This window comes from Algibacter sp. TI.3.09 (assembly GCF_038154905.1).
In the GTDB taxonomy this organism is placed as follows: domain Bacteria; phylum Bacteroidota; class Bacteroidia; order Flavobacteriales; family Flavobacteriaceae; genus Algibacter.
Map to the genome: position 1 here is coordinate 1 of NZ_JBAKAN010000001.1, position 23674 is coordinate 23674.

The window sequence follows — 23674 nt, forward strand, 5'->3', positions numbered from 1 at the left end:
GTGGGAGAGTAGGTCGTTGCCTTTTTTAATCCTCAACATTTATTTGTTGAGGATTTTTTTTGTAATAAACTCAACGTAAAGAATCAATGGTAATGTGTATTGAATGAGCTGTTTACGATTTAAATAGACTTTTTTTATTTTCTTCAATATAAGATGGCTGTATAATTTTTGAATATTGATTACAAGCTAAGTAATATATTAAGTGTTAAGCTTATTATGTTTTGTTATACTACTGTTTAAAAAGTAATAAGATTGTTTACTTTAGAATGCATGAATTATATGAAATAATGATATTCTTAGTTATACTTCCGCGTAAGCGATATTGTTCTGTTTGTTCAGGGAGAGTTTTATAAGGATAGTACGATACCTTAAGTAACTGTATTAATAAATATAAGGAAGGTAGTTTTGTTTAATATATTTAGATATATTTAAATTCAAGGGATTTAGTATCTAGATCTTTGGTTTTCCTGTCAGTTAAGCATATAGGCTTATATATGAATTCTTGATGTATAGAGTCTACCAAGGGTATCTAAATCTATTTATAATACTGTTCTTTGTAGTAGAAGTTTTAAGATTAAACTTAAATTGACTTTATTTAATACGTTTTGGATTTATCGGTTGACTTATTCATAACTAGTTATCGTTATAAGTAAATGTATTAAGCTGCTAATAGCTGTGTATATAATAATTGTATACAAATACTATTTAAAGATGTACGAAAGTAAAAAAGAGGTTATTTGAATTAAATCAAATAACCTCTTTTTTTATGTTCAAAATTTATTATTGCAATATTAAATCTAGGTAAGCCTTGATATCTAATTTTTTTGTGTTTAAATTATCCATTATTATGTGAGTATAACCTCCGGTTTTAGCGAGTGTTTCGTTTTGAATACAGTCTAATTAAAACATCTGTGTTATAGTCTCTTTCGTTGTCACCGCATGATCTAGTAGGCAAATATAATGGACGGAGAGTTGGTTTTTTGTGTTATTATCTGGATAGCTAACCCATTTATTGTTAAGTTTTAGAGTTTTAATCCGCTGTGTGGTGCTAATATAATAATAGGTAAGTTACCTGGTATGTGCTCTATATATTCTTTACTACTAGTATCAAATTGAGAAACTCTTGGTCTTTTCGCAGATAGTGTAAAAGAGGTCAATAATGAGGTGTAAAATTTTTTTTATAATGTAGTTTTTGGGTGAAAATAAAATTTACGCTAATAATAAGTTTGAAATATGTAAAACGCAATATAAACACCATAAAACCTTTATTTAATAGGGTTTATGTTCATTTATTGATTTTATATAATTGGTTGTGTATAATTAGTAGGTTGGCTAAATTGAAATCATTAATATAGTTTTAGTTGAAATTTAAGCTAAGAATTTTTAAGCGATAGCTACGCTAATTTGTTCAAAAAAAGTAATTTTTCTTGCTAAAATAGCTTGTGATTTTTGATAGAAATAGGATTTTGCCTGATAGGCGCGAGAGCGATAGTAACGGCATCCTTTTTGGACGAAAGTTTTAATTTAAATTTAATGTTACTATTTGTAATTGAGTAGAGTAGCATAAATACTTGTAGGAAAAGATAAATGTTCAAAAAGATACAGTGGATAGCGCGGTTTTTAATTTTTATTAAAAACTCGCACTTTTAGCAATGATTTATTATCGTATTCGTAAAATATTTTTGCTTTATTTTAATTTTGTGAATAATATGGGTTTTTGGAAGAATTGTTACAAATTTGCTATGCTTTATCTCCTTTCGTGTCAAAAATGAGGCATTTTAAAACTCAATTTTTGTATATTCGCAACGCAAAAAATGGCATCTTTTTATTACTATCCATTTTTTAGATATAATAACTCACAAAACATCACACGAATGTCTAAAATTATTTACACGAAAACGGACGAAGCTCCGGCTTTAGCAACACGTTCTTTTTTACCTATTGTTCAAACTTTTGTAAAATCGGCGGGAATTGAAATTGAAACGAAAGATATTTCGTTAGCTGCAAGAATTTTAGCCGTTTTTCCTGATTTTTTAAAGGAAGATCAAAAAGTTTCGGATGATTTAGCTTTCCTTGGAAATTTAGCAAAACAGCCAGAGGCTAATATTATCAAATTACCGAATATTAGTGCATCTATACCGCAGTTAAAGGCGGCTATTTCTGAACTACAAAGCCAAGGCTTTGCTATTCCGAGTTACCCAGATGAGCCTAAAACAGATGCGGAAAAGGAAATTAAGTCTCGTTACGATAAAATTAAAGGAAGTGCTGTAAACCCAGTATTACGTGAAGGTAATAGTGACCGTCGTGCGCCAAAAGCTGTAAAAAATTACGCTAAAAACAATCCGCATTCAATGGGAGCGTGGTCTAGCGATTCTAAAACACATGTAGCAACTATGGATGCTGGCGATTTTGCTCATAATGAGAAATCGGTAACATTATCAGAAGCAACAAGTATAAAAATTGAGCATACCGATACTAACGGAAACGTAACGGTTTTAAAGGATAATTTAGGTCTTTTAAAAGGAGAAATTATTGACGCTACTGTTTTAAGTAAAAAAGCTCTAATCGAGTTTTTTGAAACTGAATTTGCAAATGCTAAAGCAGAAGGTGTGTTATTATCTCTGCACATGAAAGCAACGATGATGAAGGTGAGTGATCCTATTATTTTTGGTCATGCAGTTCGTGTGTATTTAAAAGATGTTTTTGAAAAATACGGAGAAACTTTTGATGAAATTGGGGTTGATGTAAATAACGGATACGGAAATTTAGTTGATGGTTTAAAAGAATTACCAGAAGCAAAACAAACCGAAATTAAGGCTGCTATTGATGCTGCTTTTGAAAATGGTGCAGATTTGGCTATGGTAAATAGTGATAAAGGTATTACTAATTTACACGTACCTAGTGATGTTATTATTGATGCTTCTATGCCAGCAATGATTCGTACGTCTGGTCAAATGTGGAACGCTGCAGGTAAACTACAGGATACTAAAGCGGTAATTCCTGATAGTAGTTATGCAGGTATTTACACAGCAACTATTGATTTTTGTAAAAAACATGGTGCTTTTGATCCAACTACTATGGGAACTGTTCCTAACGTAGGTTTAATGGCTCAAAAAGCAGAAGAATATGGTTCTCACGACAAAACTTTTGAAATTCCAACTAATGGTGTTGTAAAAGTTATTGATGCTTCTGGTGCTACTTTATTAGAGCATACGGTTGAAGCCGGAGATATTTGGAGAATGTGCCAAGCTAAAGATGCTCCAATCCAAGACTGGGTTAAATTGGCTGTTACTCGTGCTAGAGCATCAGAAACTCCTGCTGTATTTTGGTTAGACGAAAACAGAGCTCATGATGCTGAACTTATTAAAAAAGTAAATTTATATTTAAAAGATCTTGATACAACTGGTTTAGATCTACGTATATTATCTCCTATAGACGCTACGCTTTTTACTTGCGAACGTTTAAAAGATGGTAAAGACACTATTTCTGTTTCTGGTAATGTATTACGTGATTATTTAACCGATTTATTCCCAATTTTAGAAGTGGGAACTAGTGCAAAAATGTTATCTATTGTACCATTAATGAATGGTGGTGGATTGTTTGAAACTGGAGCAGGTGGTTCTGCACCAAAGCACGTGCAACAATTACTAGAAGAAAACCACTTACGTTGGGATTCTTTAGGTGAATTTTTAGCACTTGCAGTTTCTTTAGAGCATTTTAGTTTAGCAAACAGCAACCCTAAGGCTAAAATTTTAGGTGAAGCTCTTGATAACGCTACTGATAAATTATTAGAAAACAGAAAAGGCCCTTCTAGAAAAGTTGGTGAGTTGGATAATAGAGGTAGTCACTTTTATTTAGCTATGTATTGGGCACAAGAATTAGCAAATCAAAATGAAGACGCTGCTTTAAAAGCTGAATTTACTCCAATTGCTAAACAATTAGTAGATAACGAAGCTGTTATTGTTAAAGAGCTTATTGATATTCAAGGTGCTTCTGTAGATTTAGGTGGTTATTATGAGCCTAACGAAGACTTAATAAATAATGCAATGAGACCAAGTAAAACCTTTAATGCTATTTTAAACTAAAAGCATTTTAGATTGTTTTCAAATTATAAATAAAAAAGCACCCATTTGGGTGCTTTTTTTGTTTTATCAAGAATTGGTGTGATTCTAATTATATTTAACAGTCCGAAAAGCCATTTCATTTGCATAGTTAAAAGCACTTTGATAATAGCTCGCTCTCATATTTATAGCTTCATCGTCATTGGGATGCGTGTTGAGATAAGTTTCAATATCATTTAAAAAGTAGGTGTCATCATTTTTTAAATGGATTATGGCACGATTTTTAAAAACATCTGATGTTTTGCCTTCTAAGCTAATAACTTCGTCGAAATTAACTAGAGCATCATTCAGAACATTTAAGTGATATAAGGCAATCCCTTTAATCTTATAAGCTATGGCTAAGGTGTCTGTGATGTCTATAGCTTTATCACTATACTTCACAGCTGTTTCGTAATCTTCTATGGCATTGTATTGGTTTGCTTTTTTTACATAGTAATTGTAGACCCTAAGTTGATCTTGTTTGGAAAATCTAGAACCACAATTACAGAGTAATAAAAACATAACGCATGGCGCTATAATTTTATATAACTTTTTCATAGCTATATTTTTTAAATGTTTGTTGTACAAATAAAAAGACCAACTAGACAATACGTGTCCGGTTAAAGAATGAAATAAAAAAGAGGGATAAAAAGAAGTCGTTTAACGAATAAAATCGGGATAATAATGTTGTAAAATAAAATCGTGTTGCTCTACTATGGTTTTTATCAACCACTTTGGTTCTATAACTTTTACCCACATATTAAATTTAAATAATTCAATCAGGAATTCATAATTCGGTTTTAGGGTTACCGAAATTTCACCAAAGATATCCTGGTCTGTATAATCTAAAACGTCAGTATTCATTTTAACAGGACGGCTTAAAATGATTTGAGAATGGTGGAGTGGTTTAGATTCTAAATATTTAAAGTGATGGTTTGCAACTTTTAACCTAACGGTTTCGGTTTTAATATCATTATTTAAAATTCCGAAGGCATCTTTAAAATACAGAGATTCATCAAAAGAAAATGGATCTTGTACCAATTCTTCAGTAATTGTAATGTTAGAAACCCGCTTATCTAAACAAAGTACTTTTACGCCAATAGCTTCATTATAAGTTAATAGATACCAAGCCTTATTCGCTTCTTTTATATGTAAAGGTTGCACTTTAGCTTGTTCAATTTCGGTAAACCGATCATCGTCGTACCAACCTTCATAATTAATTTTAATAAAAACTTTACGTTCTATGGCCTTAACTAAACCTAAAATATTGATTTCGGTATTTAAAGACGATTCTTCTGTGGTAATATAAGGAGACCATTGACGCTCTTTGTGGCTCGCTAAAAATAATTCCATTTTATCGAAAACCGTACGGTGCGTTTTAGTAATTACCGATTTATTAACCATATAATGCCCCTTGTGCCTAACATGTTCAATTTCTACTCCAAAAAAGGATTCGATATCTTTTACATCACGGCTTATTGTTTTTTCATTACTCACCAATAAACCTTGGTATAGCTTGTCTCCAAGATGATAATCTAAATACATTTTTTCTAATATGCTGATTATCTCTTTTCTAGACTTACAATTATTGAGAGAAGTGGTTGCTAGTATTTCATAGATATGAAATTTTCTAATAAAATCTGGGGTCATCAAATAGGGGTTTGAAGTTTCTAAGGTAATAAAATTTGTTGAAAACTTACTATATAGTGCTATTTTAGCCCAAAAAGTAGCATTGAGTTTATTCAGTAAAAAAGATTTCGCAAATGCCAAATGGTATATTGTAGAAAAAGTTTGTCAGTTAATTGTGGGTATTTATATTACTCCTAAAATTTTTAATAGTTTAGGAGCGTTTAATTCGGGCGAATTAGAAATATCTAAAGCTATTGTTGGTGTATTGGCACCCTTTTTCTTTCTTGGTTTATCGGCTATATGTATTCGAGAATTAGTGTTTAAACCTAAAATGAAAAACCAGATTATTGGCACTACTTTAGTTCTTCGCTTATGTAGTTTTGTGTTACTTTCATTGTGTTTGTTAATCTATACTTATTTTACAAATACAAGTGAGATCACCTTTATTGTTTTAATTATAGCGTTTAGTTATTTGTTTAGAATTAGTGATGTTATTGAGTATTTTTTTGTTGCTAGAAAAAAATATAAATACGTTTTTATCTGTAAAATTATCACGCTCATATTTGTATTGATTGTTCAGTATTACGGCGTGGAGCGTAACTTTGGCTCATTTTATTTTGCAGGAGTATTGTTTTTTGAATTCGCTATGCAAACCCTTATTTATTTGGGTATTTTAACGTATTCTAAAGAATTAAACCTTACCAAGTTATCTTGGTCTTTTAAATTAGCTAAAGATTTATTGGTTTCAGCTTTCCCTTTATTACTCACCAATTTTATAATAGTTTTTTATTTAGCAATAGACGATTTTTTTATCAACACCTATTTAGGAAGCGCCGCAAACGGTGTGTTTTCTGTAGTTAATTTTTTAGTTATTTTTATCACCTGGAATATTGGTGCAGCTTTTATTTACGGATTATATCCAGCTTTAGCAGAATGTTATTTAGAAGATAAAATTTTGTATGCCAAACGTTTAAAGTTTATGCTAAAAGTGGTTATTCTTTTCGGTATTTGTATAGGAATATTTTACACTTTTTTAGGAGATTATGTAATATCTACTCAATATGAGAAAAGCTTTGAAGCCGCAAAAAGCCCATTAAAGGTTTTTGCTTGGGCACCTATATTTGTTTTTGTAGGTATGTTGTTTGAGAAGCATTTGGTGAATCAGAATAAATTAAATCGTAATGTTTATCGCTTTATTTTGGGTTGTGCTGTAAACGCTTTATTGTGCTTTTTATTTATTCCAAAATATCATCTTGTCGGTGCAGCTTTTGCACTTTTATTAAGTCATTTTGTAACCAATATTGTATTTGTTTTCTTGTATAAATCTTATAGACAGGATATATGGTTGCTTTTATTGAATAAACCGAAATAATACATGGAAATGATTATTAGTTAGATGCTTTTATTTATTTTTATAAAAAATTCCCTTAATGAAAAACCTTTTCTTGTGGCTAATTATAGCTTGTTCTTTTTTTATTCTTTCCCTAAATGCACAAAGTAAATTTACAATAAGCGGAACCATTTCCGAAGCAAGTAGTAATGAAACGCTAATTGGAGTCAATATTATTTTTCCCGAAATTCAGTCAGGAACCACAACCAATGAGTATGGTTTTTATTCCATTACGCTGGCTGAAGGCACGTATAAACTAGCGGTAAGCTATTTAGGTTTCAATACCATTGTTGAAACTGTAGAACTTACTGGAGATGTGGTTAAAAATTTCAGTTTAAATGATACCTTAGAAAGTTTGGATGAAGTTGTAATTACTGAAAACATCGAAAAACTCAATATTAAAGCACCACAAATGAGTGTAAATAAATTGAGTTCTACTACCATAAAAGAAATACCAGTTGTACTTGGTGAGGCCGATATTATTAAAGCCATCACGTTATTACCTGGTGTTACAACGGCAGGAGAAGCGGCTTCTGGATTTAATGTTCGTGGTGGAGCGGCCGATCAGAATTTAATTCTTTTAGATGAAGCTACCATTTATAATTCGTCGCATTTATTTGGTTTTTTCTCGGTTTTTAATCCTGATGCAGTTAAAGATTTAAAACTTTATAAAGGAGGTATTCCTGCTCGATATGGTGGGCGCGTTTCATCGGTTTTAGATATTTATCAAAAGGAAGGAAATAGTAAAGAGTTTCATACTAATGGTGGTATTGGAATAGTATCGAGTCGATTATTACTCGAAGGTCCTTTAGAAAAAGATAAGGGTTCGTTTTTATTAGGAGGAAGATCTAGTTATGCGCATTTGTTTTTACCACTTTTCGATTTAGATAATAAGGCTTACTTCTACGATTTAAATACTAAGTTGAGTTATAAAATAGACGATAATAATAATGTGTATTTTTCGGGTTATTTTGGCCGAGATGTATTCAGTATTGCTGATACTTTTGAAAATACATATGGAAATACAGTATTAAACTTTAGATGGAATCATTTATTTTCTGATAAGATATTTTCAAACCTATCACTAATTTATTCCGATTATTATTACGGACTAAAACTTAATTTTGTGGAATTCGATTGGAATTCTGGCATTAAAAATTTCAATATAAAATACGATTTTAAACATTATCTAACCAATAAAATAAAATTACAATACGGTTTAAATAGTATTTATTATGCCTTTAATCCTGGTGATATCAAACCAACGGTAGAAGGATCTGGTATTAACCCGTTTAAATTAACTCAAAAGTATGCTTTTGAAAATGCCATTTATTTGGATGCAGAGCATAAGGTTTCCGATAAATTATCATTGTCTTACGGTTTGCGTTTAAGTATGTTTCACCGTTTAGGTCAAGACGAACTTAATGTTTATGAAAACGAACAAGCTGTTGTTTTTAATGAGGATTTTCAAATTTACGAAAAGGCAAATCCTATAGATACCGAAACCTTTGATAGAAGTGATGTTATAGAACGTTTTGTTAACCTAGAACCACGTGCTTCCGTTGCTTATCAGCTTAATACGGTGTCTTCCGTAAAGGCTAGTTATAACAGAATGACACAGTATTTGCATTTGCTTTCCAATACAAATTCTCCAACACCTTTAGATGTTTGGACGCCAAGTGGAAAATATATTAAACCACAATTATTAGATCAATATGCTGTAGGGTATTTTAAAGAATTTAATGATAGTAAATATTCTTTGGAAGTAGAAAGTTTTTATAAAACGATAAAGAATAGAATTGATTATATAGATGGGGCCGATTTGGTTGCCAATAATGCTATTGAGCAAGTGGTGCTAAACGGAAAAGCAAGGGCTTATGGTTTAGAGGTTTTGTTTAGAAAAAATGAAGGTCGTTTTAAAGGCTGGTTGGCTTATACGTTGTCTAAATCAGAGCAGCAAACACAAGGAAGAACAGTGGATGAAATAGGAATAAATAATGGAAATTGGTACAATACACCTTATGATAAAACCCACGATATTTCACTTACCGGAAGTTACGATTTAAATGAAAAATGGAAATTAAACGGGAATTTTTTATTTCAAACAGGTCAACCAGCTACATTTCCAAATGGGCAATATCAATACAACGGTGTAACTATACCTAGTTACAGTAATAGAAATGCAGATAGATTGCCTGTGTATAATCGCTTAGATGTTTCGGCTACTTATACCGCTAAGCCAGATAAAAAATCTGGACTACAAAGCTATTGGGTTTTTGGAGTTTATAATGCTTATAACAGAAAGAATGCAGCTTCTGTTTCCTTTAGTTCTAATCAAGATACGGGTGCTAATGAAGCGAGTAGATTGGCCATTTTTGGTATTATTCCTTCAATTTCTTACAATTTCAAATTTTAATATTATGAAAAAAATTATATATCTATTACTTATAAGTTTTAGTTTTACAGCTTGTGAAGATGTTATCGATTTAGAGTTAAACTCTGCCGAGCCACGCTTAGTTATCGATGCTTCGCTTAACTGGATTAAAGGTACCGATGGTAAAAATCAGCTTATAAAGTTAACATTAAGTGCGCCTTTTTATAACCTAGAAGTGCCTCCTGCAAATGGAGCTGTTGTAACGGTTACGGATACAAACAATAATATTTTTAACTTTATTGAAGATGGAGATACCGGTATTTATGTCAATAATGCATTTATACCCGAAATTAATGGCGTTTATACACTTAGTATTAATTATAACGATGAAATTTATAGAGGCACAGAGCAGTTAATGGCTGTAGCGGATATAGATCGAGTAGAACAAAAAAATGATGGTGGTTTTTCTGGAGATGAAATAGAATTAAAAGCATATTATACCGATCCTGAAGGTATGGGGAATTATTATTTATTCGAATTTGATATACAGGAAACTAACAGTATAAGTCTCGAAGTTTATGATGATGAATTTACAGATGGTAATGAGATTTTTGCTTTTTATACAGATGAAGATCTGGAAGTTGGTTCAGAATTAACAGTTTACAGTAACGGTATTTCCGAACGTTTTTATGAGTATATGGTGGTTTTACTTCAACAAACTGATGATACAGGAGGCGATCCTTTTGAAACACAACCTGCTACAGTTCGTGGAAATTGCGTAAACGAAACAAATCCAGATAATTACCCTTTCGGATATTTTAGAGCTTCGGAAGTTTCGGTGCTGAATTATACTGTGGAATAATATTTAATTGTTTTATTAGATTTTTTGATAGAAAAGTGATGGATTTGAGCTAAAGTGTTAAAAATTAAGAAGATATTAACACTATAAAATCGTACAAAGGCTATTTTTAGTCATATTTAATTTTCATCAATCAAAACATCAAAAATGAACAAAAAAAAAGCAGCCTATGTCATAGGTGCTATTTTGCTATTGGTTATAGCTTACTTCTATTTTAGCTCTAGTAGTGAAACCGATGCTTCAATCACAGCTAAGGTTGTAAAAGGCACTTTTTTAAACGAAGTCTACATTTCTGGCGAGGCACAATCTACAAGTTCCAAACAAATTAACGGACCCGCCAATGCCAGACGTTTTGGTATTTATAACATTAAAATTCAAGATTTAGTTCCCGAGGGTACAGTTGTTAAAAAAGGAGACTTTATTGGCAAACTCGATGTATCGGAAGTTAATGGTAAAATTCTTGATGCCCAATTAAGTTTAGAGACAGCACAATCTAAATACACGCAACAACAGCTAGATACTACGCTCACCTTAAAACAAGAGCGAAATACCATAAAAGATTTATTGTTTAACATTGAAGAAGATAAGCTAGAGCTAGAACGGTCTGCTTACGAGTCTCCAGCAACTATAAGGTCTTTAGAACTTAAAATAGATAAAACAGGTCGAGATTTAAAGGAAAAAAAGGCAGATTATGATATCAAGAAAAGGCAAGCTAATGCTAAAATGATAGAAGTAGGTACGGAGGTTTCTAAGCATAAAAAGCGTATTGATGAACTTTTGCAACTCCAAAAGGAATTCACCATTGTATCTGATGATGATGGAATGATTACCTATATAAAAGATTGGAATGGTACAAAAAAGAAAGTAGGTTCTACCATATCGCCATGGGAGCCTGCTATTGCAAGTTTACCCGATTTAACTAAAATGGAATCTAAAACCTATAGCAACGAGGTTGATATTAGAAAAATTAAAAAAGGTTTGATAACCAAAATAGGTTTTGATGCCTTTCCTGAAATAGAACTAGATGGTATAGTTACAGAAGTTGCTAATGTAGGTGAAAGTAAAGCAGGATCTGATATTAAATTGTTTCAGGTTTTAATAAAGTTGAATGAAACAAATAAAAATATTCGCCCAGGAATGACTACTTCTAATAGAATTTTAACCAATAAAGAAGAGGCTGTTTTAATGATTCCGTTAGAAGCTGTTTTTTCTAAAGATTCCATAAGTTATGCTTATGTAAAATCGGGCTTAGCTATAGATAAAAAGCAAATAGAATTGGGTGTTTCGAATAACGAGGTTGTTATTATTAATAAAGGTTTAGAAGAAAATGAGGTGGTTTATTTAAACAAACCCGCAGATTTAGAAGATAAGAGTATAACGCTATTAAAATAAGCATGATAGATAAAATACTTTTAGAAAAACTAAAATCTAATTTTAAAGAAGCCTATTGGTTTATTACAACCAATAAAGTCCGTACATTTTTAACGGCATTAGGAATTATTTTTGGTGTAGCCTCCGTAATAACTATGCTAGCTATTGGAAACGGTGCCGAAAAAGAGATTTTAGCACAGTTAGAGCTCGTTGGTGTTAATAATATTGTAGTAACACCTATTCCTGATAAGGAAGATGACAGTGCTAGTATGAGTGACGTTGAAGATGAAAAAGAAGAATCTAAACGGTTTTCTAAAGGTCTCGATGTGTTAGATGCACAAAGTATTTTAAAACATATACCTACAGTAAGTTTAGTAAGTCCGGAAATACTTTTAGAGACTTATGTAATAAATAATGGTCGTCAAAATTCGGTGCGGCTTGTTGGTATTTCTCCCGAATATTTTAAATCTTCCAATATAAATTTAGATAGTGGTAAGGCATTTTCAGAATTTCAAATAAAAAACGCATTACCTGTTTGTGTTGTTGGAAAAAAGGTAGAAAAAAAACTATTTACAGGTGAAAGTGCTATTGGTAAACGTATAAAAGTTAAAGATGTTTGGTTACAAATTATTGGTGTTATTGAAGAAAAATTAATATCAGACAAAGCACAAGAAAACTTAGGCATTAGAGATTTAAATGAAGATGTTTATATTCCGCTAAACACCTTTTTAGTACGCTATCAAGACCGGAAAATTATAACGGATAAAGTTGGTGCTAGTAATAGAAATCAAGGCACTGGACCTAAAAAAAGAATAGCACGAGGCAATTATCATCAAATCGATAAATTAACAGTTCAGGTTTCTAATTCAAATGAATTAAAAGCTACAGCAGAAGTGTTAAGTAAAATGCTAAAACGCAGGCATAATGATGTGCTTGATTTCGAAATAACGATACCCATTCAACTTCTAAAACAACAACAAAAAACAAAACAAATTTTTAATGTTGTTTTAAGTATAATCGCAGGTATATCTTTACTTATTGGTGGTATTGGTATTATGAATATTATGCTCGCTTCTGTATTAGAACGTACCAAAGAAATTGGAATTATTCGTGCCATTGGTGCAACAGAAGAAGATGTAGTTTTACAATTCTTATCAGAGTCTGTACTTATTAGTGTTGGTGGCGGTGTAATTGGCATTATACTCGGTATTATTGGGGCTTATGTAATCGAAATAGTTTCGGGTATTGAAACCGTTTTATCTCTAAACTCCATATTATTATCGTTTTTTATAGCCGTAATTATTGGGCTCGTTTTTGGAATTTTCCCGGCCAAAGCAGCAGCAAACAAAAGACCTATTGAAGCATTAAGATCAGAATAAAATATTATGAAAAAAATAATACTAATTGCCCTTATTGTTTTTCCAATATTTGGGTTTTCTCAATCAAAAAAAATCACCTTAAGGGAAGCTATAAAAGTAGCTCAAGAAAAATCTCCAGATTATAAGGTAAACCGAAACATAAACCAAAGAAGTTATTGGCGTTTTAGAAATTATAAAGCTAGTTTTCTACCGCAACTTCGGTTAAATGCAACCTTACCAGAATATAATAATGCAGTTAGAAGAATTACTAACGATGAAGGTCAAGATGTATTTGTAAACCAAGATCAATTGGTATTGGAAGGTGGTTTGTCTTTATCTCAAAATATTCCATATTTAGGCGGAACCTTATCGGTTTACTCAAATTTAGAACGGATTGAACTTTTTGGCCTTAATGATAACATTGGCTACTCTGTGGTGCCATTTTCGTTTAGATATTATCAAAATTCGCTTTTTTACAATCCTTATAAATGGGATAAGAAGATTGAACCATTAATTTACGAAGAATCTAGAAGAGATTTTGTTGAGAAAATGGAACAAATTTCTTTAAACACTTGTCAGCGTTACTTTTCATTACTAAAAGCACAAATGCAATTAAATATTGCGGAAGTAAATTTAGCAGCTCAAGATACTTTATATGAAATTTCTAAGGGGCGTTTTAGAATGGGGAAAATTGCCGAAAATGAATTGCTTCAAATGGAATTAACATTATTAAATTCGAAAAATAGCGTGACAACAAATACGATAGCTTTAAAATTAGCTTCTCAGAATTTAGCTAGATATTTAGAATTGAGTACGGAGAATATAGAGTTAGATATTCCTGTAGAATTAACTGCATTTGATGTAGATGTTAATAAAGCTTTAGAAGAAGCTCAAAACAATAGAAAATCGGTTATAGAATTTAGACGCCAACGTTTAGAAGCCGAAAAAGAATTAGCACGAGTAAAAGGAAGTAATAAAATAGAAATGAGTTTAAATGCTAATTTCGGTATTTCACAAAACGGAAGCGAGTTTAATACACTTTTTGATAATTTTAATAAGCAACAAAATGTGTCGTTAAGTATTTCTATGCCTCTTTTTGATTGGGGTGTATCTAAATCGAGACGTAAAATGGCCGAAGCAGATTTAGATTTGGTAAACAATAATATAGACCAAAGTAAGCAGGCTTTCGAGCAAGAAATTTATTTACATGTGCTTAATTGGTCTAACCAAAGAGATTTTTTGTTTACATCAGAAAAAGCAAAGGAAGTGGCTACAAAGCGGTATAATATTTCGCAAAAAAGATATGTTTTAGGGAAGATTACCATAACAGATTTAAACATTGCACTACAAGAAAGAGATAAAGCAGTTTTAGACTATTTAAATTCTCTTGAAAATTTCTGGCAAGATTATTACATATTAAGACAACTTACGCTCTATGATTTTATAAATGATAAAAAGATAGAAGTTGAGGATGTTCTTTATGATTAAGACCTCAATAATTCATATTTTTGAAAGATGATGAAATTCACAAAAACTACAGAACAAGATTCTAATTACAATCATCTCGAAAAGATGAATCTGTCTGATTTATTAAATAGTATAAATAAGGAAGATAAAAGTGTACCATTGGCGGTTGAAAAAGCGCTGCCACAAATAGAAAAGTTAGTCGAACAAATTGTTTCTAAATTAAAACAAGGCGGACGCTTATTTTATATGGGAGCTGGCACTAGTGGACGTTTAGGTATTTTAGATGCCTCGGAATGTCCTCCAACATTTGGAGTGTCTCCAGATTTAGTTATCGGTCTTATTGCCGGTGGCGATCATGCTATTAGGCATGCTGTAGAATTTGCTGAGGATTCTCTTACCCAAGGTTGGGAAGATTTAAAACAACATAATATTACAGATAAAGATGTGGTTGTTGGTATTGCTGCTTCGGGCACAACGCCTTATGTTATTGCTGCATTAGAGCAATGCAATGAGAATAATATTATCACAGGTTGTATTTCTTGTAATAAAAATAGCCCGCTGTCTCTAACGGCTCAGTTTCCTGTAGAACCTATTGTAGGTCCAGAGTTTGTTACTGGGAGTTCTAGAATGAAAGCAGGAACTGCTCAGAAATTAGTCTTGAATATGATAACGACTTCAACCATGATTCAGTTGGGGCATATTAAAGGGAATAAAATGGTCGACATGCAGTTAAGCAATAACAAGCTTTTCGATCGTGGTACAAAAATGATTATGGCCGAACTTGATATTCCAAGAACCGAAGCCGAAACATTACTTCAAACATACAAAAACGTAAGATTAGCAATTCAAAATTATAATAATGGACGATAATAGAACAGACAAAGTATTACTTTATAAAGGTGTAAAAACCATGATTTTTGCCGTATTAACACTCTTTATGGGACCCATAATTTTGAGTATGGCCTTGAGTCAACCAGAAAACAAGCTTTATATTCCGCTTTTAGTTGTTGGTCTTTTAATATGTGCTTTTGCTGTGTTTTTAATTTTTAAAGGCATCAGGTTAATTATGAATAGTATGTTTAAAAAATAACAAGGCTAATCAATTAACATTTTTCTGAAACCGCTTTTGGAGTCGTTGGGTTATATCCAAACTCACAATCTTCTAGCTCAATTTTCAAACCATTCATAATATAGCTTATAATGGCGTAGTGATGGATGGTGTGGCTGTTGGCCTGAGATAACAGGGCTCCGAAAGTATAGGCTATACTTGTTTTGCCTAAGCCTAAATCGTCTATAACGGTTATTTTAGAAGCTACATCCAAATCTAAAGATTTTAATTGCTCTATAGTCGTATCCAAATAATTACTAGCGGCATGGCATTGGTTTTCTACATCTGTATTTCTACATCGTGCAGTTAAATCAACCTCTAGATTTTCATTCATATTAAAAATACAATTATAGAAGTCTAAAATATGGCGAATATGAGAGCCAATACTCGAGTAGTATGGAGCAACCGATGCATCGCATAAATTGGCATCGCATAAGTTATGTAATAGTAGTTCTGCCTTTTGTAATGTTTTTAAACTTGATGCAATAATTATATCCATGGACACTAAAATAATAATTTAAGTACGAAATGAGTTGTTTTTAGTCTTTAAACATCATATTCCTTACAAAAAAATAAATATGTGCTATTGAGTTAAGCATCATTTAAAGCTCTTAATACCAAACGTAACTCTTCGTAGGTATATTTATCGTCAACTAATTGTTTTAATTCCGTTAGGCTTTCAAATTTTTTCTTCGGAATTATTTTTTTCAATTCATTGTAGTGTTCTATCGGCATTAAATCGCTAATTTTTACTTCACCCGAATCAATAAAATGAGATAAATGTCTAAGAATTGTGGTTCTCGTAAGTTCACGTTCATCCTCAATTTCATCAATAGATTTACCAGATTTAAATAAATCTAGCGATACTTTCTTAGTGTCAACCTTTGGTGCTTTAGGTTTTTCTGCTACTTTTTCCTCAGTAAAATCGATTTTTTCGGCTGTGGTATCAATATCATTTTCATCACAATAACCTTTTATCACCTTTAAAATATCGCTTCCATATTTTTCTACACGTGTTTTCCCCATCCCGTTTATTTCAAGCAATTCAGCTTTACTTAAAGGCAAGGTTTCACACATTTCATAAAGTGTTTTCTGGTTAAAAACTTGATAATGTATTAAATCGTTTTTCTCGGCAATTTCATTTCTAAGCACACGTAGCAATTCAAACAATTCTACATTTGCCGTGCCATCAATAACTGTCTTTCTAGCTTTTTTAGGTTTGTCTTTCGCTAAAAATTTAGATTTTGCTCTTAATTCTAAATGGGATTTGGACGAAAACCCATCTGTTAAACCATTAAAAAATAAAAGCTTAGCGGCTAGTAATTCTTCAAGTAAATCAACGGCTTTAGCTAAATCGCTATCAATAGTTTTATTATCTGTGGTGTAACCAAACGTTTTTAAAGGCGCTACAAAATGCGTTTCAATTTGATCCTTAAAGTAAGCAACAGCTTTTTTAAATCGCTCCTGTATTAAAGTACTCGTATCGGGTAGCGGTTCCGTTTTAGATAACTCTTTTAACTGAGCATTAAAACCAGTACTTACTTTTAAAAAGTTAGTAATTGCTGTTTTTATGGAGAGTAGAGGCGCTTCAACTTGCCCTTCAATGCTACCTCGGTTTTTATAATAAACATCCAAAATACGATTTGCAGGATATAAAAACGGATAGAAATCAAACACTTCAACAATTAAATCTAACTGAAAATTCTTCTGAGATAATTCTAAAACAGCTTCATCGGGTTCATTGGCTTCAGCGTTTTTATTAAACGTAATTACGTTGGCATCACTAATAATTTGGCTAGAATGTATCTTGCTTTTTAAAACCAAGCCTTCTAGAGATTTACATCGACTTAGTGCTACATACGTTTGCCCATGTGCAAAAGCACCTTGCGCATCAATTATAGCTTTTTCAAAGGTTAAACCTTGGCTTTTGTGTATGGTAATAGACCACGCCAAACGCAAAGGCATTTGGGTATAAGAGCCAATTTTGTTCTCCGAAATAGCTTTAGTGTCCGCATCAACGGTGTAATTTATATTTTCCCAAACTTCAGGTTTTGTAACAATACTAAACTCATCATCAGGGCAATGTACAATAACTTCGTCTTGATCTAAATGAATAACTTTTCCAATTTTCCCATTAAAATAGCGCTTCTCAGGGCTGCTGTCGTTCTTTACAAACATTACTTGTGCACCAACCTTTAGCTCTAAAGCTTCGTTGTTTGGATAGGCATATTCCGGAAATTTTCCTTCAACCTTGGCTTTGTAAATCCTGTTTCGGCCATCAATTTTGTTTAATTCTGTAATATTCGTAGCCTCTGCTTTATTGTTGTGTGTGGTTAACGAAATATAACCAGCATCAGGTTCGGGTGTAAAATCGGGTATATATCTTTTGTTTAATTCCGCCGCCGAAGATTCCGAAAGCACGTTATTTCTTATTTCATTTAAAATATTAATAAACGTCGGGTTATCTTGGCGATAAATATGTTTTAATTCAATAGTTACGGCGTTACATTCTTGGTAAGCCAGACTGCTAAAAAAGAATCCGTTTTTGTAAAACGGTTTCAACAAATGCCATTCACTTTCTTTAATCACTGGCGAAAGCTGTTGCAAATCACCAATCATAAGTACTTGTACACCACCAAAAACTTTATTTCTGTCTTTAAAACGGCGCAAAGTACGGTCAATACCATCCAATAAATCGGCACGCACCATACTAATTTCATCAATAACCAAAAGGTCCATAGACCTAATAATATCAATTTTAGTTTTATTAAATTTTCGATTAAAACTCTTAGAGGCATTCAAATCGGTGTCCGGTAAAATAGGACCAAAAGGCATCTGAAAAAACGAATGTATCGTCACGCCCTTTGCATTTATTGCTGCCACGCCCGTTGGTGCTACCACCACTAAACGCTTCAAGCAATCCATTTTTAGTCGGTGTAAAAACGTCGTTTTTCCTGTTCCTGCTTTTCCCGTTAAAAAAATTGACCGGTTTGTGTTATTCACAAATTCCCAAGCCAATTCTAATTCTTTATTATCTGCCATTAATCACTGTTCAAAATCGGAAAGGAAGATACATAATTTCAAAATTTTTATGGGCGGGTTTTTAAGAAAAATAAAAACCGCGCTATCCGCTGTATCTTTTTGTAAAGCAGATTAGTACAACGCTTATCATTTTGTTAATTAATTAAAAATTCTGTAACAATGAAGTTCAAGTCTATTTAAGCTTCACAAAAAGGATGCCGCTGCTATCGCTCCCGCAACCATCCGCAAAGGGGCTAGGCTTATATTAATACCAAGGTTGGTTTATCAAAATGTTTAACTAACAAATATTAATTTAAAGATAAATAGTGATAGTATTGTTTTCAATATCAAAAGTGTGTTCAGTAATTATTACATCGGTAAGACTTCCAAAATCGCAGCATGCATCAGTGTTTGGAGCAGATGTTTTATAAGATATGTTTGAAATAACCTCATTGTTTAATCTAATGTCTAAAGTCGCTATCGCGTCTCGTTTACTTATGAGGAGTAAGCCATTAGGTTCTGATAAATGGAAGTTTAAAGGAGTTTCAGAAGTATCATTTATTATAATAGCATCTTCAGGAATGTTGTTTTTAATAATAATATTTTCATTCGTAGCACTATCTAGTAAATTAATAATAATTGTTGGTTCCATACAGGATACGGCAGAACAATCTGGTTGGTTTTCGTCAGAATTACAAGAAATAAAAAGAGAAACTAGGGCTAAATAAGCAAATTGTTTTATCATCGATAGTTATTTTTATTTAGATGGATAAACCATAGAATGGTTGCGTTCTTATTAAGATTATCTTTCTAAAAAGTTTCAGATAAAACTATTGAACTCAAAAAAAACTATTCCAAAAATCGATTTTTTAATTTAGGAGTAGGTATCATGCACGATTCTTTTTTGCCATACCATTTATATCTGTTTTTTGCGATAAAATCGTAAACCCAGTTTCTGATAAAAGCAGGAACTATAAAAAATATAGCCATCAAATTTTCAGGAAAACCAAGAGAAACGGCTATTTTTAAGGCTGCGGTAGATTTGTAATCAATCCCTTTTTCTGGTGTGTAAAGTAAAATAGAATCTATTTTGGTTGTGTCAATTTTATACTGGTCAAGTATTTGTTTTCCTGTTTCACTTTGTAATGCCGTAAACAAAAAATGTTCTTTTTTATCACGTTTTATTACGTACTGTACACTGCTGTTACAAAGGTTGCAAACACCATCAAATAGTATAAGTTTTTTATGTTTAGGGACTCCAAAATTCATACTGTAAAAATACCATTTTATTAATGGCTTTCAAAGCGATTAAAATAGGTTTTATATCAATGTGTTTTGGGGTGTTTTTCTTAGTTATATGTGTCTAAACCATCCTTTAAATTTACGGCGTTTTTACTGAATTCGTGCTTCTGTAAAATCGTAATAGCTGCTTTACTTCGTACACCCGATTTACAATACACCAACAAATCTTTATTTTGAGGAATTTCATGTAAACGTGTTTCAAGTTCATCTAAAGGAATATGGATACTCTCAATATAATAATCGTTTCGTTCCGCTTTTGTTCTTACATCGAGCACGTTATAGTTTGTTTTGTTTATAGCGTAATCCTGAAATGTAATTTCCGTTATTTTATTCATTACACCACAAAAACCATCATAATTATTTTCTAGTTTTTCTATAAGCATAGTCTCATTTTTTTTAAGTTTAAAAATGAGTTGTTCCGAGCTAAGCGCATTATATGTTAGTATTTTACCCGAAAGTACACGACCCAATTCTAATATTATTTTAAGAACTTCATTCGCTTGTAAACTACCAATAATACCGGGTAAAACACCAAGAACACCAATCTCTGAGCAGTTCGGTACTTCATTTGGTTTTGGAGGGGTAGGGTATAAGCATCGATAAGTTGGTCCGTTTTTATAATTAAATACCGAAACCTGACCTTCAAACTTAAAAATAGAGCCAAAAACTAGTGGTTTATTGCTAAGCACAGCAGCATCGTTTACTAAATAACGCGTTGGGAAATTATCGCTACCATCCACAATAATATCATAACTTGAGAATAAATTTAAAGCATTTTCAGAAGTCACTTTTTCTAAATGGACTTCGAATTTTACAAACGGATTTAATCGAGATAATTTACCCGCAGCAACTTTGGCTTTAGACTTTCCTAAATCGTCATGGGTGTACAGAATTTGTCTCTGTAAATTACTTTGGTCAATGGTGTCATGATCTACAATGCCAATAGTTCCAACGCCTGCTGCTGTTAGATATTGTAAAATAGGGCACCCCAAACCACCAGCTCCAATAACCAATACTGTGGCGTTTTTTAGTTTTAACTGTCCTTGGTGACCGATATTATCTAAAATAAGATGCCGGTTATATTGTTGTTTTTCTTCCTTAGATAATTGCATTATTCCCAGTTGTTAGCCCAATCTTTCCAAACCACTTCCAAGCCTTTTGATTTTAACATGCTAGCCACAGCTTCTGTAGAACGCTCGTCTGAAATTTCAAACTGTTCTAAAGATTCTGGAGCCACGGCATAACCGCCAGGGTTGGTTTTAGACTCGGCACTAATAGAGGTGACGCCAAGATTTACAATATTATTTCTAAAGACTTCACTCTCGCGTGTCGACATGGATAACTCCACATCTTCATCTAATAATCTAAAAGCACAAATAAGTTGTACCAAATCAGGATCGGTCATTTCTACCTTAGGATCTAATCCACCAGAATGGGGGCGAAGCCTTGGGAAAGAAATGGAGTATTTTGTTTTCCAGTACGTTTTCTGTAAATATTTTAAATGTAAGGCTGTAAAAAAACTATCGGCACGCCAATCTTCTAAACCAAATAAAGCACCTAATCCAATTTTATGAATACCTGCTTTACCTAAACGATCAGGCGTTTCTAATCTATAATCGAAATTAGATTTTTTCCCTTTGGGGTGATGTTTTTTATATTCATCTCGATGATATGTTTCTTGATAAACTAAAACAGCAAATAGTCCGTTGTCTATCAATTCTTCATATTCATTTTGGTCTAAAGGCTGTACTTCAATGGTGATGTTAGAAAAATGCGAACGTATTAATTTAAGGGCATTTTTAAAATAGTCCACACCAACCGTTTTATTGGCTTCACCTGTAACCAGTAAAATATGGTCGTAACCTTTAGATTTTATATAAGCAACTTCTTTTAAAATTTCAGCATCAGTTAAAGTTCTACGCGGAATTTTATTAGTCATGCTAAACCCGCAATAAGTGCAAATGTTTTGGCATTCGTTACTTAAATACATAGGCGAATACATTTGTATGGTATTCCCGAAGCGTTTTTTAGTTAATGCTCTGCTAAGCTTTGCCATATCTTCTAAATATGGTTTTGCAGCAGGAGAAATCAGAGCTTTAAAGTCTTCTAAATCGCGTTTAGAATTACCTAATGCGCGCAGCACATCGCTTTCTGTTTTAGTAAAAATGCTTTTTAGGGTATCATCCCAATTATATGTATTAAAAGTGTCTGTAAAGCTGCTCATGGTTTTATTAATTCAAAAAACTGGTTAACGGACTGCTAGCTTCGGCTTTTTTGTGTACAATAGGTGCTAATTTTGCTTGGTGCGCCATGCGTCCAGCTTCAACAGCTAGTTTAAAAGCGATGGCCATTGCAGTTGGGTTTTGTGAAACGGCAATAGCGGTATTCACCAACACGGCATCGGCTCCTAATTCCATAGCATAAGCAGCATGCGATGGTGCACCTATGCCTGCATCCACAATGACAGGGACGTTACTTTGATCGATTATAATTTCTAGAAAATCCTGAGTTTTTAAACCTTTATTACTGCCAATTGGCGCGCCTAAAGGCATCACGCATTGTGCGCCTACGTCTTCTAAACGTTTGCATAACACAGGATCGGCATGTATATAAGGCATCACTACAAAACCTAGTTTTACTAATTCTTCGGCTGCTTTTAGAGTTTCAATGGGGTCTGGTAATAAATATTTTGGATCCGGATGAATTTCTAATTTAATCCAATTCGTTTCTAAAGCTTCGCGAGATAATTGAGCAGCGAAAACAGCTTCTTTAGCATTTCTAACGCCAGATGTATTCGGTAATAAATTAATTCTCGGGTGGTCTAAATGCGATAAAATATCGTCGTCTTTATCTTGAACATCTACACGTTTTAGAGCGACAGTGATTAACTCACTTTCCGAAGCCAATAAAGCGGATTTCATTAATGCCGAGGAACTAAATTTTCCGGTGCCTGTAAACAGTCTAGAGGAAAATGTTTTATCTGCTATTTGTAATTTATCATTCATAATAAAAGTAACTTTTATTAAAAGGTTTTAGCTTTTTTAATTTTTAGTATCTTCCGGTTTCCAACGTTGTTCTTGCGCTGTTCCTCCGTTAATTAGTTCTTTAAACTTTGTTATTTTGTTAAAATCCCGTGTAATTTCACCCGAAACTGCAATGCCAAAAACCCCCGTAATCATAAGGTCTAAAACATCATTTAAGGTGATGCCACCAATAGCAATAATTGGAGTTTTTGTGTTTAAAGCTGTGATGATTTCGGCATAGCCTTTTTCACCCAATACCGGACTTAAATTATCTTTTGTTTCTGTAAAACGAAAAGGGCCTAAACCAATATAATCTATTTTTTTATCGATAAGGGTTTGGCAGTCTTCTAGCGTATTTGCTGTGCCACCAATAATTTGCCAAGAAGCTAATGCTTTTCGAGCCACGGTTGGGCAAACATCTTTTTTACCTAAATGTACACCGTCGGCTTTAACTTCTACGGCCACTTTGTAATGGTCGTTAATAATTAAACGCGTTTGAAAATGATTGGTGATTTCTCTTGCCTTTTTTGCGGTTTCTAAAATAGTTTTAGGATTCGATTTTTTTAATCGTAACTGTACCAATTCCGCCCCAGCAGCGCAGGCACTGTGAATATTATTTAAATGCTCTTGTGGTGTGGCGCCTTGCGATATGTAATGTAATGTCGTTTTCAT

19 protein-coding genes are annotated in these 23674 nt (G+C 32.6%); 9 read left to right on the top strand and 10 right to left on the bottom strand.

Annotated features, from left to right (window positions below):
- The first annotated feature begins 1874 nt into the window (after window positions 1-1874).
- A complete protein-coding gene (locus V6246_RS00005) occupies window positions 1875-4085 on the top strand; it encodes an NADP-dependent isocitrate dehydrogenase (RefSeq protein ID WP_341558342.1) in 2211 nt (736 codons plus the stop codon).
- Between the two features lie 84 nt (window positions 4086-4169).
- Here the strand turns inward: V6246_RS00005 and V6246_RS00010 are convergent, their stop codons facing one another.
- Both V6246_RS00010 and V6246_RS00015 read right to left on the bottom strand, forming a co-directional pair.
- On the bottom strand, window positions 4170-4658 hold the full coding sequence (locus tag V6246_RS00010) for a hypothetical protein (protein WP_341558344.1): 489 nt from the start codon (window positions 4656-4658) through the stop codon (window positions 4170-4172).
- A gap of 102 nt (window positions 4659-4760) precedes the next feature.
- Window positions 4761-5750: a helix-turn-helix transcriptional regulator gene (locus V6246_RS00015; RefSeq protein WP_341558346.1), complete on the bottom strand. Its 990-nt coding sequence runs from the start codon at window positions 5748-5750 to the stop codon at window positions 4761-4763.
- A gap of 82 nt (window positions 5751-5832) precedes the next feature.
- Here V6246_RS00015 and V6246_RS00020 point away from each other — a divergent pair, with 82 nt between their 5' ends.
- From V6246_RS00020 to V6246_RS00055, 8 genes are all read left to right on the top strand, one after another.
- Entirely contained in the window at window positions 5833-7101 is a 1269-nt protein-coding gene (locus tag V6246_RS00020) for a flippase (protein ID WP_341558348.1), read from the top strand.
- Between the two features lie 58 nt (window positions 7102-7159).
- Window positions 7160-9535 carry a TonB-dependent receptor gene (locus V6246_RS00025; RefSeq protein WP_341558350.1) on the top strand — a complete coding sequence of 792 codons (2376 nt, stop codon included), beginning with the start codon at window positions 7160-7162 and terminating at the stop codon, window positions 9533-9535.
- A 4-nt stretch (window positions 9536-9539) separates the two neighbouring features.
- Entirely contained in the window at window positions 9540-10355 is an 816-nt protein-coding gene (locus V6246_RS00030; RefSeq protein WP_341558352.1) for a DUF4249 domain-containing protein, read from the top strand.
- Window positions 10356-10499: 144 nt separating this feature from the next.
- Window positions 10500-11744: an efflux RND transporter periplasmic adaptor subunit gene (locus V6246_RS00035; protein WP_341558354.1), complete on the top strand. Its 1245-nt coding sequence runs from the start codon at window positions 10500-10502 to the stop codon at window positions 11742-11744.
- Between the two features lie 2 nt (window positions 11745-11746).
- Window positions 11747-13102, top strand: a complete 1356-nt coding sequence (locus tag V6246_RS00040) for an ABC transporter permease (protein WP_341558355.1) — start codon at window positions 11747-11749, stop codon at window positions 13100-13102.
- A gap of 6 nt (window positions 13103-13108) precedes the next feature.
- On the top strand, window positions 13109-14569 hold the full coding sequence (locus V6246_RS00045) for a TolC family protein (protein WP_341558357.1): 1461 nt from the start codon (window positions 13109-13111) through the stop codon (window positions 14567-14569).
- A gap of 30 nt (window positions 14570-14599) precedes the next feature.
- A complete protein-coding gene (gene murQ, locus V6246_RS00050) occupies window positions 14600-15418 on the top strand; it encodes an N-acetylmuramic acid 6-phosphate etherase (protein ID WP_341559887.1) in 819 nt (272 codons plus the stop codon).
- On the top strand, window positions 15408-15638 hold the full coding sequence (locus V6246_RS00055) for a DUF6095 family protein (RefSeq protein WP_042504933.1): 231 nt from the start codon (window positions 15408-15410) through the stop codon (window positions 15636-15638). Before murQ ends, V6246_RS00055 begins: the two co-directional genes overlap by 11 nt.
- 13 nt (window positions 15639-15651) lie before the next feature.
- Here V6246_RS00055 and V6246_RS00060 read toward each other — a convergent pair whose 3' ends face one another.
- The 8 genes from V6246_RS00060 to thiE all read right to left on the bottom strand — a co-directional run bounded on the left by V6246_RS00060 (window position 15652) and on the right by thiE (window position 23674).
- Window positions 15652-16155 carry a hypothetical protein gene (locus V6246_RS00060; RefSeq protein WP_341558364.1) on the bottom strand — a complete coding sequence of 168 codons (504 nt, stop codon included), beginning with the start codon at window positions 16153-16155 and terminating at the stop codon, window positions 15652-15654.
- A gap of 92 nt (window positions 16156-16247) precedes the next feature.
- Window positions 16248-18698, bottom strand: coding sequence for a helix-turn-helix domain-containing protein (locus V6246_RS00065; RefSeq protein WP_341558366.1), 2451 nt, complete (start codon window positions 18696-18698; stop codon window positions 16248-16250).
- Between the two features lie 292 nt (window positions 18699-18990).
- Entirely contained in the window at window positions 18991-19422 is a 432-nt protein-coding gene (locus tag V6246_RS00070; RefSeq protein WP_341558367.1) for a hypothetical protein, read from the bottom strand.
- Between the two features lie 104 nt (window positions 19423-19526).
- Window positions 19527-19946: a thiol-disulfide oxidoreductase DCC family protein gene (locus V6246_RS00075; protein ID WP_341558369.1), complete on the bottom strand. Its 420-nt coding sequence runs from the start codon at window positions 19944-19946 to the stop codon at window positions 19527-19529.
- An 80-nt stretch (window positions 19947-20026) separates the two neighbouring features.
- A complete protein-coding gene (gene moeB, locus V6246_RS00080) occupies window positions 20027-21091 on the bottom strand; it encodes a molybdopterin-synthase adenylyltransferase MoeB (RefSeq protein ID WP_341558371.1) in 1065 nt (354 codons plus the stop codon).
- On the bottom strand, window positions 21091-22203 hold the full coding sequence (gene thiH / locus V6246_RS00085) for a 2-iminoacetate synthase ThiH (protein ID WP_341558373.1): 1113 nt from the start codon (window positions 22201-22203) through the stop codon (window positions 21091-21093). Before thiH ends, moeB begins: the two co-directional genes overlap by 1 nt.
- Window positions 22204-22210: 7 nt before the next feature.
- Entirely contained in the window at window positions 22211-22984 is a 774-nt protein-coding gene (locus V6246_RS00090) for a thiazole synthase (RefSeq protein ID WP_304407059.1), read from the bottom strand.
- Window positions 22985-23020: 36 nt separating this feature from the next.
- Window positions 23021-23674 (bottom strand): thiamine phosphate synthase, encoded by a 654-nt coding sequence (gene thiE / locus V6246_RS00095; protein WP_341558376.1) that lies wholly within the window; start codon window positions 23672-23674, stop codon window positions 23021-23023.